Here is a 14293-nt window from a genome sequence, read left to right as displayed (position 1 = left end):
CATTAGAACAAATTAACGCCATACAGAAAGAACATCTATTGGTATTTATGCGCTATCTGTAGCGTTTGCGGAATGTGGGTTGCATCCTAATACCCTAAGTACAGGACAAAAGGCTTGAAAAGTATACGAGAAAGGGGTTTCATGGAAGATGAACGTAATGTAAGAAAACCCATGAACCAATATAACGCATTGAAACAAGCCCTAAAACCCCATTTGGGATGGCATGGTGCCAGACTCTCCTTCCTAGCCTTGTTCTTACTCGCCCTCCTCAAAGTGAAAACGGTTAACCTTAAAGAATTGGCCCTGGGTTTTGAAGGTCGGGCATTGGTGGATTCTCATTACAAACGCTTACAACGCTTTTTCTCAGGATTTGAGCTGGATTACCATCACATTGCCCGTATTGTAGTCAGTTGGCTGGATATCCCTCAACCTTGGGTATTAAGTATTGACCGCACAACCTGGGAGTTTGGCAGTCATGATTATAATATCCTCACTGTCGGCATTGTCCATGAAGGAGTAGCCATTCCCATCTTGTGGTGGATGCTTAGCAAGAAAAAGGGCAATTCTAACAGTGATGAACGAATGCGTTTTATCGAGGAGATGCTCAAGATTTTTCCCACCGCCCTGATTCGTTGTTTATGTGGCGACCGTGAGTTTATTGGTCAGGCTTGGCTTCGCTATCTTCTGCTCGAACCGCTACTGGCTTTCTGTCTGAGAATTCGGGCTACGGACAAGATTGAGCACAATGGCAAGCTTTTGGCCGCCAAAGTCATTTTTGCCCATCTTACTATTGGTGAATCTCAACGTCTTCAAGGGAGTTGTCGGGTTTGGGGATATCCTGTTTCTGTAGAGGCTCTTCGCTTGCCTGATAATTCTCTACTCATCGTCATTGGACATCCCGATTCCCAAGGTCTTATTCACGATTATGCCCTGCGTTGGGGCATTGAAACCCTTTTTGGCATCTTTAAGACTCGTGGCTTTTGCTTGGAATCTACTCACTTTACTGACCCCAAGCGTCTTCGTAAGCTTTTGGCTTTACTGACTTTAGCTTTGGCTTGGTCTCTCAAAACTGGTCTAGCAATTCATCATCTTCATCCCATTCCCCTCAAGAAACATGGTCGCCTAGCGCAGAGTCTTTTTCGTCTTGGTTTTGACCATCTTCGTCATCTTGTTCTTAATCCTTCTCTACCCAATTTTTCTCTTTTTCTCGACTCCCTACATTTTTTGTCCTGTACTTAGCCTAATACCGTGTCAAAACAAAAAGAATGGTTGAGTAAAAATTGTCGAGAACTCAAGCATGAAAAAGGAAAAGCAGGAGAACTGCTAAATCTGATGAAAGAAGTCAAAGAAGAAAAAAGTCATTCTAAGAATCTTACCGAGAAACTACAAGCGGCGAGGGTGCATCCCACTTAAGATGAATGCGACCTTTAGTTGATAAAAGCTGTTGTAATCAGGGTTCTACAGGGAACCCATATTGATCAAGTTTTGCCCAAAATTGACTCCATCGTTCCTTGGTCAATACCAAAGCTCGTAGGCTCAAAATAATTCCTGCTCCTTTTTCCTTCCATCGCATCCCTGAACAACATAATCGTTGTTTGACCAACGTCTTACAAGCTGCTTCCGTAACACCTGAACCAATCGGATACTTTTTCTCTATGTATTCAGCATAATCCATTTGATGCTGATGATTCTCGTAATAAGTAATCGCCGCTTGTAGTTTCTCGGTAAGATTCTGGCACTGGTATCGTCTAGCTAGAAGCTATAAACGTTGCAATACAAGAGGTTCAACAAATCAGGCGAATTTGGAGTAAGTCCTCCCAAGTTAACCCTTTTTGAATTATACCGAGAGCTACCGCAGGAACTTTTTTCGTCGTAAAATGGCTGCGAACAAAGTTATGAACCATCCAGAAAATATCTAGCACTCGCTGTAATCCCACAACAGATTTAGCATAAGTATTTGTTCGACGACGAAAGGCGGCTAAATAGCGTCGGATAGAACTATTAAATGCCTCAACGTGGTTGGCATGAACATCCTTGTCTTCTGGTTTTTCTGTTGTCTCAGGATGTTCAGTTTTCGGAGTTTCTACTTTCTCTAGTTTACCCTCAGAATCTCGACGTTTACTACTCTTATTTTTTAATCTTACCACCATACCCTTCGGTAATACTTTGGTGGGACGACCTCGCTTCCCAGTCCTTAATACTTCGTGACAAATATTAAATAGCAGTTGACTATATCGCTTTTCTCCATCTGTAAATAACTGGAGAGATTCTGCACTCCTTTCAAATAATTCCGCTACCGTCATCATTGCTTCTAGAAATAATTTCTGCTCTTTTTTACCACATTTTAAATGCCAAATAAAGCGGCTAGCCCTGTCCATGAGCACGATTGTCCACCCCTCAGAGGCACTTGCTTCTTTATTTTTTCCAACTTTTGTGTATAGTTCATCCCCTTCTATTACTAATTTAACAAATTCATTCACTAAGGCGTATAAAAATAATGTCTCTTGTAATCCTGATAATTTCTTTTCCCAATTCAATATTGTTGTTTTTGCGTAGCCGAATACTCGGGCTGCTGCATTTAATCCTATTCCTTCCATTCTGGCTTTTAATACTTTTACAATTTCACTTAATGGGGTTTCTAAGCCAGCGATTACGCTACCATAAGTCTCAGCAAAACAAGAACCACATTCTTGACAGATGAACATTTTACGTTCCCCGTTACCTTTCGTTTGGTAATGAGAATGTATTTTTACTTTTTCACTATAGCAATGAGGGCAGTTTTTCTGAAATAAGGCTTCCTCTTTCTCTTGAGGTAAGCCAATATCACTTAGGAGGTCAATTGAGCTTTTATTCAATGTTGACATTGCTTTCCGTTTTCCCTTTCTTTAATATAATGACAATAATAATAGTATAACAAAAACGGGAATATGTCCAGTCGTAAGTTATTTTCTATTTTCTCAAACTCTTACACCATAACTTTTTCTAGCTTTGATCACACGATACCAGTACCCAGTATTATCTTTTGTCATAATGACTTTTCTTATTTTCTTTGTTCTTTTTTTATGTACGGAATGTGGGCTGTAGCAAGGGTTTCAGGTTTTAGTTCGCGTAATACGGGGGAAAATTCAACGGGATTAACAAGTTCATTTTACGAGTCTTCAAGCTTTTAGGCACAATAGTACATCTAGGATTGCCCCAAAAACCCCTTTAAAATGTTCTTTAAATCCCTAAAAGGCTTGCTGTGTCTAAAACTGAGAATTGCTGACGGAAGCAGCTTGTAAGACGTTGGTCAAACAACGATTATGTTGTTCAGGGATGCGATGGAAGGAAAAAGGAGCAGGAATTATTTTGAGCCTACGAGCTTTGGTATTGACCAAGGAACGATGGAGTCAATTTTGGGCAAAACTTGATCAATATGGGTTCCCTGTAGAACCCTGATTACAACAGCTTTTATCAACTAAAGGTCGCACCTGTTCGATGCGAGGGTCATCTATTTCGGCAAAGTGTTCTACCAGTCTATATTTGGGTCGGAGTTTCATCGCTTTTGTTTTCTATGCACTTTCCCTTATTTTCCCTTATCTATCCCTCTATAATGTTCTTGTATCTGTATCATTTTTAGATGCGTTCGCCCTGTCTGTCCCCCCAGGGCAAACGCATCAAAATTCTAGACTCTTTATTTGACAAGCCTTTTAGTATTTTATAAAAAATCAATAATGATTGCTGAAACCTTTACCTAGCCTATCATTCAAAAATAAGATGCGTTTGCCCTGTCTTATTAGCCAGTACTTCTAAATTTAGAGTTTCATGGCATAAAAAGCCTTGTAATAAGAGGATTATATAATTCTTAACAATTACAGTGATCGCTGAAACGACGAAAAATCGTTCCAAATTTATTTTTGCTGGCCTTAACCTGTTGATCATTTCTCTTTTAACGGAATGTAGTAGAATTGAGCAATCCTGAACGAACTAAGCTTTCTTTTTCCCATGACTCAGACCAAAGTAGCTCCTAAAATTCTTGATCTGACTGATCCTCAGTATTATTTTAACCGAGAACTGAGTTGGTTGGCCTTTAATTATCGGGTGCTGCATGAGGGACTAGATGAACGCACACCGCTCTTAGAAAGATTAAAGTTTTTGGCAATTTTTAGTTCTAACCTCGATGAATTCTTTATGGTTAGGGTCGCAGGTTTGAAACAACAAGTTGAAGCAGAGGTAACAAAATTAACTCCCGATGGCAAGACTCCTCAGGAACAGCTAGTAGCCATTAGTGATGGATTACGACCATTAGTCAAGCAACAGGATCATTTATTTGAATATTCCCTTAAGGAAGCCCTAAGAATTCAGGGAATTAACTTAATTAATTATGTGGATTTAAGTCAGGAAGAACGGGCTTTTCTACATTCCTATTTTGAAGACTATATTTTTCCCGTATTGACCCCGCTTGCCGTAGATCCTAGCCATCCTTTCCCTTACATTTCCAATTTAAGTCTCAATTTAGCGGTTGTTGTCCGAGATCCGGATACAGATGAAGAATTATTTGCGAGGGTAAAAGTCCCACGAGTGCTGCCTCGTTTTGTCTCCTTACCCAAAGATATTTGCCATCCGGCCAAAGGAGAAACCTGGGTTTGGACAGGGGTTCCCTTAGAACAGGTCATTGCCCATAATTTAGAAGCCTTGTTTCCATGCATGATTATCCAGGAATGTCATCCTTTTCGTGTGACTCGTAACGCTGATATCGCCGTCGAGGAAGATGAGGCAGATGATCTGCTCTTAGCCATTGAACAGGAATTACGAAAACGACGGATTGGCAAGTCTGCGGTACGGATGGAAATTCATGTCTCCACGCCCCAAGCGATCCGCGATCGCCTCAGAAATGACTTAGGTTTAGAAGAAATTGATGTTTACGACATTGATGGCCTCTTGGGCTTAAAAGATCTGTTTTATTTTCAATCTTTGCCCTGTCCTCACCTGAAAGATGCCCCTTGGATAGCGGTCACTCCCAATGTCTTAAAACGGGTTAAGGAAATTGTCGATGGTAATGATGATGGCGAAGTCCAACAGGATGGTTCAGACATTTTTAGCCTCATTCGAGAAGGCGATATTTTAGTTCACCATCCCTATCAATCCTTTGGAGCCTCTGTACAACAATTTATTACCCAGGCCGCCTATGATCCCCAGGTTTTAACTATCAAAATGACTCTCTACCGTACCTCTGGAGATTCCCCCATTGTTAACGCTCTAATTTCAGCAGCCGAAAATGGCAAACAAGTGGCAGTACTAGTGGAATTAAAAGCCCGATTTGATGAAGAAAATAATATTACTTGGGCTAGAAAGTTAGAGCAGGCCGGTGTCCATGTGGTCTATGGATTAGTGGGCTTAAAAACCCATACCAAAACCATTTTAATTGTGCGTCAAGAAGGGAAGAAACTACGTCGCTATGTTCATATTGGCACGGGCAACTATAATCCTAAAACGGCAAAACTTTATACTGATCTAGGCTTTTTAAGTTGCCGAGAGGAATTAGGAGCCGATCTAACCAATTTATTTAATTTTCTCACAGGCTATTCTCGCCAAAAAACCTATCGTAAATTATTGGTTGCTCCTGTTAATATGCGCGATCGCATGATCGAAATGATCCAACGTGAAATTCACCATTGTCGCAACGGCGTTAACGGTCGTATTGTGGCCAAAATGAATGCCCTGGTTGACCCACCGATTATCCGCAGTTTATATGAAGCTTCCCAGGCAGGTGTTCAAATTGATCTGATTGTGCGTGGTATCTGTGCTCTACGCCCTGGGGTGGAAGGGATTAGTGATAACATTCGGGTAATTAGTATTGTGGGTCGCTTTTTGGAACATTCTCGCATTTACTATTTCCACAATCATGGCCAGTCCGAAATCTATATCGGTAGTGCAGATTGGATGGGGCGAAATTTAACTCGTCGGGTAGAGGCGATCGCGCCGATTGAAGATCCCACCAGTGCTCAGGAATTACAGGAAATTCTCGGTGTTTTGTTGGCCGATAATCGCCATGCTTGGGAACTCCAGTCCGACGGCAGTTATATTCAGCGTTATCCCAATCACCCGAACGAAGAACAGAGTGCCCAGGCTATTTTTATGGAAATGGCCCTCAAAGCTCATCGAGAACATGAGCTTGATAATTAGGGTCTGCTAAAAAAGTCCACAAAACGAACCTAGATGCCACAGGAGGCGAAAAATGGTGACTTCAGAGAGTTGTTTCCAATTTCAACCCCCAGTTTTCCAACGACGTGCATGGGCTTTGAGCCTCCAAAGGCCATAACCTTGCACCTGATCGTTTTTAAAATGCTTGAAAGCATTATCTGGCAAGAGTTCTATACTTATTCAGCAAGCCCTACCGTAGCTATCTATAAATTGTACTGTTGGTTTTGCGGCTCTTGGCTTTGTCATATACTCCACCTTGCTTCTAGTGGTCTGTCAAGCTTGAAATGAGGGGCTACAAGAACCTGACTTTTCCCGTTAAGTGCGGATTGCAAGCTGCCAGCCTTGGCAAAGGTCATGCAACTTCAACCAACCGCGCCAAAGGACTTGGATACCGAGAGGAGTTTTACGACGATGTTCAAGATAACCACCAAGAAAAGCAACAGACTCGACAGCCCAAGCAACAGTCAAAATAGGGGGAAGTTTTTGAGAGGCGGCTGCTTTTAACACCTGAAGTTGAAGAGGATTAAGAATTTCAATCGCGAGAGCATCGGGCTGGGTACGATGAAGATAAGTAACGTGTAAAAGTTCAACAGCAATGACACTTAAAAAACCCAAAAGAGTTTTCATTCCATCAGAGGCAAGTCGATAACGCTCACTCTGACAACCAGACTTAAGGACTTTATGAAATTCTTCAACCCGCCATCGGTAGGTGTACCAACGAAGAATAGTGACAGCCATCTCAATAGTCTCAACAACTTCTGTAGTCAGAAGCATCCAAGATAAAGGAGTTTCGCCTTCGGGACAATCGATTTCTGTCGCATAAACAGCATAGACATTCAACGGGTCACGATTATCAAAACGATAGGGAGTTCGTAGATTAACTGAGCAAAATCGGACGGCAAGCTTAACCTTCCGTGCTTTTCTTTTTCCTGTACTCGGAATCTCGATTTCTTGATGAAAACGAATCGGTTCTGATTCCAAATGTTGCCAAAGTCGTTCACTATTTTTGTCTAAACTACGATTATGAGACGCTCTGACCAGCACTCCTGTATGCTTGAGTTGACGCACTGAGTCAAAGACTTCTGAAACATCTCCTTCTCTGTCAAATACATGAATTACCCTCGTTGAACTTTCTACCTGTTTCTCACAGGTGTTTAGAGCCTCTACCCATTTGTAGGATTCTTTTTCCTCAAATGGTCTTTGACGAGCTGCTTTTCTTTGTTCTTTCTGTCTTTCTTTTTTCTGCTTCGCCGTTTCATCTGTTGGGGGCTTTTCTTTTACCTCCCTATTCCACAGTTTTTGCCATAATAAACCTAATACTTGTCCTTTTTCTGGCTCAATTGCTAAAGCACTATGCAGTATTAATCCATTCCCTCCTTTTCCAGTCGGCCCATACCCTTCCCTTTTTTCCTTGATATTGCGATAATCTAAGAAGGTCGTATCTCCGACTGATAGCATTATCTTATATTCTTCTACGGCGGCAGTTGTCATTTCACAGTGCGGCTCTATTATCTTGACAAAGTCTGTTTTCGGATTCCCAAAAATTCATAGGCCCTCTTTAACTCGTTTCCTCCCTTAAACACTTCTGATAAGGCTTTTCCAAACCCCTCACTTAACTTTTTCCCAATCGAGAAGGCACGATTGTTTAGCCTCTCGTCTCCCAATTCACAACTGGCAAAGTTTTTTGTCCACCATTCCAACATTTTTTGACCTGCCCTTTAAGATTTTCTCCATTTTACAGTCTCATACTCCCTTCATCCTTTGTTTTTGAAATTTGAACGATAAGCGGGATGATGGCTTCAGAATATTTTTTTCCTGTCAAGAGAATCATTACTCAAACCCTTGCCAGATAAAGCCTCTAGAAGTTTGCATTGCTGGATTTTGGACTTAACGGGAAAAGTCAGCTACAAGAACCCGTAAGTCTATTTTGGCAAGGCTTTGAGAATCTAGCAACCCATCAAAATAAAGTTGACGTTCTACTAGCCTTTTTTCTTCATTATAGCTCTCTTGCTCTGACAAAAGCAGCAATTCCAAATTCAAAACTTGATAGCTCTGAAAACCTTACACCAAGAGGACTTTACAATTCTTGACAATTTGGTGAATCGCTGAAACGACGCAAAATCGTTCTGAATTTATTTTTGCTGATTACATTGCCATAACCTTGACTTTTTGAATTTTGAGTTTTTTCTGGACTATTAATTCCTTCATCAAATTTTTCATTTTCTGAATTTTGTGGCTTAATCATAACAGTAGCTCCTTTTAGTAAACATATAAAGTTTATTAGTTTATTGTTTAGTCAAGAATTTTGATTCTTAAGTTATGCAGATTGGGGAATAATTTATCCCCCCAACTCTTATTATAGATTAACCTTTGGCTTTTTCAACCTCAGCAATCCGTAAAACAGTCTTCAGAACCGAGTCTGGATTCAAACTGATCGAATCAATGCCAAGCTCAACCAAAAACTCCGCAAACTCTGGATAATCTGAGGGAGCCTGACCACAAATCCCGATCTTGCGACCATTGGCTTTAGCAGTCTCGATCGCCATTTTAACCATGCGTTTAACCCCTTCATTGCGTTCATCAAATAAGTGAGCAACTAAGGAAGAATCACGGTCTAAACCTAATGTTAATTGGGTTAAATCATTGGAGCCAATGGAGAAACCATCAAACACCTTGCTAAACTCATCGGCGAGAATAACATTGCTGGGTAACTCACACATCACATAGATTTGTAAGCCGTTTTCCCCTTGTTTCAAACCATTTTTTTCCATCTCTGCAATCACCTTGCGACCTTCATCAGGCGTGCGACAGAAAGGAATCATCGGAATCACATTGGTTAAGCCCATCTCATCGCGGACGATTTTCAAAGCCTTACATTCCAAAGCATAGGCTTCACGATAGTTCGGATCATAGTAACGAGACGCACCGCGCCAACCGATCATCGGGTTTTCTTCCTTCGGTTCAAACTGACGACCACCGAGTAAATTGGCGTACTCATTGGTTTTGAAATCCGACATCCGCACGACTACAGGTTTGGGATAGAACGCCGCCGCAATCATGCCGATCCCATGTGCCAACTTATCCACAAAGAATTGAGCGCGATCGCCGACATAGAGTTTCGTTAACTCAGCAATTTCGGCTTTGGCTTCGGGATCTTCTAATTCATCAAATTTCATTAAAGCCAAGGGGTGAGCCTTAATATGATTAGCGATAATAAACTCTAAACGCGCAAGACCCACACCATCAGCGGGATAACTCGCAAAACCAAAGGCTTGCTCTGGATTTCCCACATTCATTAAAATTTGGGTTTTGGTACGGGGGATGTTGTTGAGTGCAGTTTCATGGATTTGATAGGGTAAAAGACCTGTGAAAACGCGGCCTTCTTCTCCTTCGGAACAGCAAATCGTTACATCCTGACCTGTAGGAATTTTTTCAGTGGCATCATTACAACCGACAATCGCGGGAATCCCCATCTCACGGGCAATAATTGCGGCATGACAGGTTTTTCCCCCTTGATTAGTCACGATCGCACTAGCCTGTTTCATGATCGGTTCCCAGTCGGGGTCAGTACGGTTGGTGATTAAAACTTCACCAGGACGGAACTGGTTAATTTGGGAAACATTGTGAATCACCTGGGCTTTGCCTTGACCGATCGCAGCCCCAACACTGCGACCCGTTGCCAAAACAGTGCTATGCTCTTTTAGCTCGTAGGTTTTGATAATATTGGCCGATTTTTGGGATTGCACGGTTTCAGGACGGGCTTGAACAATATACAATTCTCCCGTTACCCCATCTTTTGCCCATTCAATATCCATCGGCGTATCCATACCCCGCACTTGAGTATAGTGATCCTCAATAATGCAGGCCCAACGAGCTAGTTGTAGAATTTCTTCATCATTAATGCAATATTGGTCGCGATCCCCCTGAGGAACCTCCACATTTTTGGTTAGCTTGTTACCGCCAGTTTCATAAATCATTTTAATGGCCTTACTGCCCAGACGTTTTTCGAGAATGGGTTTAAAGCCTTCTTTGAGCGTCGGTTTAAAGACAAAATATTCATCGGGATTAACAGCACCCTGTACCACGTTTTCTCCCAAGCCGTAGGCCGCGGTAATTAAGGCTGCATTTTTAAACCCCGTCTCCGTATCAATGGAGAACATTACCCCAGAAGTGGCCAAATCAGACCGTACCATTTTTTGCACACCAACGGACAGGGCAACGGCAAAATGATCAAACCCTTTTTCTTGACGGTAGGAAATGGCCCGATCCGTAAATAGGGACGCAAAACATTTATGGCAGGACTCTAAAACACCCTTGATACCATGCACATTTAGATAGGTTTCCTGTTGACCTGCAAAACTAGCTTCGGGTAAATCTTCGGCGGTGGCACTAGAACGCACTGCTACATCAGTATTTTCCCCATAACGATCGCACATTTCCGCATAAGCAACAGCGATCGCATCCTGTAAATTTTGAGGAAAAGGTGTATCTAAAATCAGAGCACGGGCTTTTTTCGCTCGTTTTTGCAGATTACGTAAATTGTTAACATCCAAATCAGCAAATAATTTTCGTAATTTAGCTTCAACACCGGCAGACTCAATAAAATAGCGATAGGCATGGGCTGTGGTCGCAAAACCGCCTGGCACATTTACGCCTTTGGTCGTTAACTCTTGGATCATTTCCCCCAAAGAGGAATTTTTACCCCCCACTAAGCCCACATCCTGGGTTCCCACTTCTTCAAACCAAAGAATAAAAGCCTTTTCTTTATTAACCGTAGAGGGTTTTTCTAACAGTGTATTGATCATAGCGATTTACCTCTAATTGCCTCTAATTAATACCTTTAGTCTAACGATAACTGAGTAGCGATACCCAATTTGTTTGAATTAATTTACAAGTTGATAATCTTCTTAAAAAAATACCAATAATTATAGATAAAACCAAATAAATACTTAAGGTTTATCTAAAGATTGACCGAAAATGTTATAATCTCAAAACCAGCAAAGTTTATGTTACTTAATCTTAACAAAACTGTCATTATTGCTGTTAAAACTTTTCAGAGAACTGATAGGATAATTGTGAACTATTTCCTAGTACGGATCTGGCAAGTCGATCGCGTCAGTCTTGTCAAAAAACGCCTGGCTTCACCGTTCCCTTTCTTCTGTAATGATGATCTCAAGTTCTGCCCCAGCCCTAAATATTTCCTCCGTAACGGCCATCCCTATCAATCAGGATCTTCGTCAGGGCCAAACCTCCCCTTTGGGGGCGACTGTCTATCCTGATGGAGTGAACTTCTGCCTTTTCTCTAAATTTGCTCAGGAAGTTGTCCTACTTTTATTTGATCACCCGAATGCGCCCCAACCTTCACGGGTGATTACCCTCGATCTTCGATGTAATAAGACCTTTTACTATTGGCATGTTTTTGTGCCGGGTTTAGAGGCTGGTCAGGTCTATGCCTATCGGGTAAATGGTCCCTTTGAACCAGAAAAGGGATTACGGTTCGACTTTAGTAAAGTCTTACTTGATCCCTATGCAAAAGCGATCGTGGGGGATGAGATTTATGATCGTAAAGTTGCCATGCAGTACGGAGTGGATAATTGTGCCACAGCATTGCGAGGCGTGGTCGTTGATACGAGTCTTTACCATTACGATTGGGAAGGGGATACTCCCTTGCGGATTTCCTATGCTTATAGTGTGATCTACGAATTGCATGTCAGTGGTTTTACCAAAAATCCCAATTCCGCTCTACCAGAGAACAAACGGGGAACCTTTGCCGGCTTAATTGAAAAAATCCCCTACTTGCAGGAATTAGGCATTACCACAGTGGAATTGCTGCCGGTTCATTATTTTGATCCAGAGGATGCCCAGCCTGGTTTAACAAACTATTGGGGTTATAGTACCATCGGCTTTTTCGCGCCCCATCGTGGCTATAGTTCCAGTCAAGACCCGATTGGCCCGGTTGACGAGTTTCGAGATATGGTCAAGGCCCTTCATAAAGCAGGGATTGAAGTCATTCTTGATGTGGTTTTTAACCATACGGCTGAGGGTAATGAAAATGGGCCAACCCTATCTTTTCGGGGCATTGATAATCGGACTTATTATATTTTGGACGAGGATGAGAGTCAGTACAGCAATTACAGTGGTTGTGGTAATAGTGTCAAGGCCAATCATCCTGTGGTCGGCGGCCTGATTCTCGACTGTTTGCGTTACTGGGTTTCGGTGATGCACGTTGACGGTTTTCGCTTTGATTTAGCCTCGGTTTTTGCGAGGGATATTAAGGGCAATCCCATTCATGGAGTGGAGGGAGGAACGGCCAATATTATCTGGGCGATCGAATCCGATCCGGTTTTAGCGGGAACCAAATTAATTGCTGAAGCCTGGGATGCGGCCGGTTTGTATAGTGTTGGTAAATTTGTAGAATTAGCGGATTGGTTTGCCGAGTGGAATGGCCCCTATCGAGATGATGTGCGTCGCTTTGTTAAGGGAGATTGTGGTATGGTCAAACGTCTGGGCGATCGCCTGTTAGGGAGTCCTGATATTTACCATCGCAAGGATACTGATATTAACCGCAGCATTAATTTTGTCACCTGTCATGATGGCTTTACCCTGAATGATTTAGTTTCCTATAACGAAAAACATAATGAGGCTAATGGGGAAGAAAATCGAGATGGTTCTAACGATAATTGCAGTTGGAATTGTGGTATTGAAGGGGAAAGCGATGATCCACTCATTAATGCTCTACGGTTGCGACAAATTAAAAACTTTTTAACCATTCTCTTTTTCTCCCAGGGAACCCCAATGATGTTGATGGGAGATCCAGTTCGTCGCACTCAAAAAGGCAATAATAACGCCTATTGTCAAGATAATGAACTAAGTTGGTTTGACTGGCAAGGGGAAGAAAGCCATGCAGAAGAAACCCATTTTGTCAGGGGTTTAATTCAGTTAACCCAATCCTTGAAAATTTTTCAGGAAGAACGGGTTTTAGAGATCTTAGATTTGGGATTTAATGAGTTACCGCAACTGGAAATTCATCCTGAAACAGGAGAAGTAATACCGCCGCCACCAGTCAATTTGGAAATGCTGAAACATATCTATTTGGGCATGACCGAGAGCCATCCCAATCCCCACGTTACTTGGCATGGGGTCGATGTGGCCCTACCAGACTGGTCTTATGATTCCCATAGTCTCGCCTTTACGCTTCACCATCCCAGGGCTGGAGAACAATTACATATTATTTTGAATGCCTATTGGGAGCCGTTAGTCTTCAATTTACCGCCCCTAGCGAAGGGTAAACAATGGTATCGAGTGATTGACACCTTTCTGCCGAGTCCCCAGGATTTTTGTGAGTTGGCGATCGCGCCTCAAATTCTCAAAACTAGTTATTTAGTGCAAGCTCGTACTTCAGTGGTATTAATGGCAAAATAGCCTTCAATTAGGGGGCAGTTTCTAATCGGATGCCATAGGTTTGGTAAAGTTTGCCAGGGCTAATCATAATAAAATTGTTGGCATGGGGAACAATCACACCCTGTTCTCGCAATTTAACCATCAAGCGAGTAATGGTTACACGGTTAGAGCGGATCGCACTGCCAATTTGGGCCTGGCTAATAAAGTAGGGTAAATAGCATTCTGTGTCTGTTTTCTCTCCACTTTCCCGTAGGAGTAAAATCAAAAAATTGAGTAATCTCATTAGGGTTGATTTTTCACCAAGAATACTCATCCAAACCAGTTGACGTTGCTGAACTTGGTGAAACTGTTCCAAAATGGTTAAGTATAGGCTGGGCCATTGTTTTAATTCATTCCAATAGAGCCAAATCACGGCTGTTTGCTCAAGATGGGCATAGGCTTCGTAGCGGAACGCCCCTTGAGTCGGAATTTCTAGGGGTTGACCAAGACCAAAAAATCCGAGTAGGAATTCCCCCTCTCCAAGCTCTTTTTCAGAAGAGGAATTAGACCCGCCCATGGCTTGACTGCTTAGACGAACTCTACCCTGATGAACTAGGTACAATAGGCCAGGACGAGTCGGAATCAGGCTATCTTTAGCAAAGGTGCGATCGCGGTAATGTTCTTGGCCCCATTGCACCAGTTCCGGCCAAGTGGTTAGGGGGGAGAAGTC

The 14293-nt window shown here is 42.3% G+C and carries 10 protein-coding genes and 2 pseudogenes; 5 read left to right on the top strand and 7 right to left on the bottom strand.

The features are described from left to right. The first annotated feature begins 171 nt into the window (after positions 1–171). Complete coding sequence (locus KA717_17925; GenBank protein ID UXE64703.1) at positions 172–1239, top strand: IS4 family transposase; 1068 nt, start codon at positions 172–174, stop codon at positions 1237–1239. A 9-nt stretch (positions 1240–1248) separates the two neighbouring features. Beyond that, positions 1249–1413: a hypothetical protein gene (locus tag KA717_17920; GenBank protein UXE64206.1), complete on the top strand. Its 165-nt coding sequence runs from the start codon at positions 1249–1251 to the stop codon at positions 1411–1413. Between the two features lie 37 nt (positions 1414–1450). Here KA717_17920 and KA717_17915 read toward each other — a convergent pair. Together KA717_17915 and KA717_17910 are read right to left on the bottom strand one after the other, a co-directional pair. Then, positions 1451–1723: pseudogene (locus tag KA717_17915) on the bottom strand (ISKra4 family transposase). Between the two features lie 61 nt (positions 1724–1784). Further along, positions 1785–2864: an IS1 family transposase gene (locus KA717_17910; GenBank protein ID UXE64205.1), complete on the bottom strand. Its 1080-nt coding sequence runs from the start codon at positions 2862–2864 to the stop codon at positions 1785–1787. A gap of 397 nt (positions 2865–3261) precedes the next feature. Here KA717_17910 and KA717_17905 point away from each other — a divergent pair. After that, positions 3262–3438 (top strand): annotated as a pseudogene (locus tag KA717_17905) (ISKra4 family transposase). A gap of 546 nt (positions 3439–3984) precedes the next feature. Beyond that, positions 3985–6165, top strand: coding sequence for a polyphosphate kinase 1 (ppk1, locus tag KA717_17900; protein UXE64204.1), 2181 nt, complete (start codon positions 3985–3987; stop codon positions 6163–6165). 333 nt (positions 6166–6498) lie between these two features. Here the strand turns inward: ppk1 and KA717_17895 are convergent, their stop codons facing one another. From KA717_17895 to ppsA, 4 genes are all read right to left on the bottom strand, one after another. Continuing rightward, positions 6499–7674, bottom strand: coding sequence for an IS4 family transposase (locus tag KA717_17895; protein UXE64203.1), 1176 nt, complete (start codon positions 7672–7674; stop codon positions 6499–6501). A gap of 17 nt (positions 7675–7691) precedes the next feature. Further along, on the bottom strand, positions 7692–7886 hold the full coding sequence (locus tag KA717_17890) for a transposase (protein UXE64202.1): 195 nt from the start codon (positions 7884–7886) through the stop codon (positions 7692–7694). Between the two features lie 374 nt (positions 7887–8260). Next, on the bottom strand, positions 8261–8428 hold the full coding sequence (locus KA717_17885) for a hypothetical protein (GenBank protein ID UXE64201.1): 168 nt from the start codon (positions 8426–8428) through the stop codon (positions 8261–8263). Positions 8429–8546: 118 nt separating this feature from the next. Beyond that, positions 8547–10988, bottom strand: a complete 2442-nt coding sequence (gene ppsA / locus KA717_17880) for a pyruvate, water dikinase (protein UXE64200.1) — start codon at positions 10986–10988, stop codon at positions 8547–8549. A gap of 361 nt (positions 10989–11349) precedes the next feature. On the opposite strand from ppsA, the gene glgX reads away from it, so the two are divergent. Further along, positions 11350–13605 carry a glycogen debranching protein GlgX gene (glgX, locus tag KA717_17875; protein ID UXE64702.1) on the top strand — a complete coding sequence of 752 codons (2256 nt, stop codon included), beginning with the start codon at positions 11350–11352 and terminating at the stop codon, positions 13603–13605. A 7-nt stretch (positions 13606–13612) separates the two neighbouring features. Here the strand turns inward: glgX and KA717_17870 are convergent, their stop codons facing one another. Further along, positions 13613–14260, bottom strand: a complete 648-nt coding sequence (locus tag KA717_17870) for a Crp/Fnr family transcriptional regulator (protein UXE64199.1) — start codon at positions 14258–14260, stop codon at positions 13613–13615. Positions 14261–14293 lie beyond the last annotated feature (33 nt).

It is taken from the genome of Woronichinia naegeliana WA131 (genome assembly GCA_025370055.1).
GTDB lineage: Bacteria > Cyanobacteriota > Cyanobacteriia > Cyanobacteriales > Microcystaceae > Woronichinia > Woronichinia naegeliana.
This window is presented reverse-complemented; position numbering and strand designations above follow the sequence as displayed.

Coding starts and splice junctions, on each gene's coding strand:
- KA717_17925 (UXE64703.1), top strand. CDS start 172: ATGAACCAATATAACGCATTGAAACAAGCCCTAAAACCCCATTTGGGA.
- KA717_17910 (UXE64205.1), bottom strand. CDS start 2,864: ATGTCAACATTGAATAAAAGCTCAATTGACCTCCTAAGTGATATTGGC.
- ppk1 (UXE64204.1), top strand. CDS start 3,985: ATGACTCAGACCAAAGTAGCTCCTAAAATTCTTGATCTGACTGATCCT.
- KA717_17895 (UXE64203.1), bottom strand. CDS start 7,674: ATGACAACTGCCGCCGTAGAAGAATATAAGATAATGCTATCAGTCGGA.
- KA717_17890 (UXE64202.1), bottom strand. CDS start 7,886: ATGTTGGAATGGTGGACAAAAAACTTTGCCAGTTGTGAATTGGGAGAC.
- KA717_17885 (UXE64201.1), bottom strand. CDS start 8,428: ATGATTAAGCCACAAAATTCAGAAAATGAAAAATTTGATGAAGGAATT.
- ppsA (UXE64200.1), bottom strand. CDS start 10,988: ATGATCAATACACTGTTAGAAAAACCCTCTACGGTTAATAAAGAAAAG.
- glgX (UXE64702.1), top strand. CDS start 11,350: ATGATCTCAAGTTCTGCCCCAGCCCTAAATATTTCCTCCGTAACGGCC.